This window comes from Embleya sp. NPDC005971 (assembly GCF_040629175.1).
Classification (GTDB): Bacteria; Actinomycetota; Actinomycetes; order Streptomycetales; family Streptomycetaceae; genus Embleya.
This window is the reverse complement of record NZ_JBEXUX010000183.1, coordinates 1-1,631: the sequence shown is the minus strand read 5'-3', so window position 1 is coordinate 1,631 and position 1,631 is coordinate 1. Positions and strand designations below refer to the sequence as shown.

General features: G+C 70.1%; 1 protein-coding gene. It reads right to left on the bottom strand.

The window, feature by feature from the left end:
• Positions 1 to 1,547, bottom strand: a 1,547-nt coding sequence (locus ABZ374_RS48470; RefSeq protein WP_360325234.1) for an ISL3 family transposase, incomplete at its 3' end; no start/stop codon positions are given.
• Between the last annotated feature and the right edge of the window lie 84 nt (positions 1,548 to 1,631).

The window sequence follows — 1,631 nt, the reverse complement described above, 5'->3', positions numbered from 1 at the left end:
GGCTCTGTCCCGTAATCGGTGGTAGCGCTTTGTGGTGATCGCTGGAGGAGGATGCGGTGGCGGAGCAGGGGGAACCCGGCTCGGCCGTGCATCTGCCTCATGATCCGTTTGGTTCGTGTGTTGACGCCTTCGGTGCGGCCGTTGCTGTAGGGGAGGGTGAGTCCGGCGTCGACGGCGGCCCGGTCGAGTTCGAGGCCGTTCGTGAAGGAGTGCAGGTGGGGAAGGTCGGCGGAGCGAACTGAGGTAATCCAGGCGGTGAGCTCGGCGTCATTGCCCTTGGCCGGCGTCAGAAGGCGGGCGAACTCTCCGGTCAGACGGGCGAGTTCGGTCATCTCCGGGCAGGCATGGGTGAGTTCCCTGAGCAGTTCGGTCTCCTTGTCGCGCAGGTTCTCGGGGCGGCTGAGGAGGAGTCGGGCGAAGCGCTGCGGGGTGGTGACGGGCTTGTCGCCCTCGGCGCGGCCCTGGGTGAGGTAGCGGACCAGGAGGTTCGCGCTGCCGGTGTAACCCAGTTCCCTGATCTCGTTCAGGAGGTGGGTGACGGGCACCGCGGGGTCCTCGGCACGGCGCCGGCGCAGGTGATCACGGTAGGGGTCGACGAGTGTGGGCTTGTAGCGGGGTGCGCGGCGCTCGCCGGTGGGCTCCTTCATGCGGGCGTACCGCTTGACGGTGTTCAACGCGACGTCGAGGCGCCGGGCGCATTCGAGCAGGCCGACGCCCTGGCCGAGCAGGTGATGGACCCGCTGCCAGCGTTCGCGGGTGGTCTGCTCGCGCACGCCCCCGGGCCGGACGGGGTTCACGGCGGTGGCCCAGCAGGCGGCGTGGGAGCGGACCTCGGCCAGGACCTTGCCGCACAGGTTCGACCAGAGGTGCCACCTGTCGCTGACCTGCACCGCGTCAGGCAGGGCCTGGCGTATCGCCTCACCGTAGGAGGCGGAACCGTCGCGGCAGACGTACTCGGCCCCGGGGTGTTCCCGCAGCCACGCGACCAGGGTCTGGGTGGTGCGGTCGGGCAGGACATCGACGCGTTCGCCGGTCTCGGCGTCGATGATCACGGTCGCGTAGCGGTGCCGGCGCTTGAGGGCGAAGTCGTCGATGCCGAGCACGCGCGGCACACGCAGCGGCGGCGGCGCCTGGCGCATGAGCAGGCGCAAGGCGGTCGAGCGGGAGATCGCGCACGTCAGCGCGCGGGAGAGGCGGGCGCCCGCCCTTCCCGCTAACTCCTCGACCACGTAACCGAGTTGGTGGGTCAGCCTCCTGGTGCGACGCTGATAGCGCTCAACGACGCCGGGCACCTGCTCGCGGAACGTCTGCCGCGGGCAGTCGAGCATCGGGCAGACCAGGCGTCGGACCCGTACCGACACCACGACTCGCCGCCCGTCCACCGGCACGTCCGCGACCACCCGCCCGTGGAAGCCGTGCGCCCGCCCCGTCGGCCGCCCGCACACCGGGCACGGCACCGGATCGTCCCGCGTCCGCGCCGACACGCGGATGACCTCACCCTCGTCCGAAACACGCTCGACGACGAGGGCCGACAGCCCCGAAAACACCACACCCACAAGCTCGTTGACATCACGCACACCATGCCAACGACTTCTGTCACCCTTGGTCACCACCGATTACGGGACAGAGCC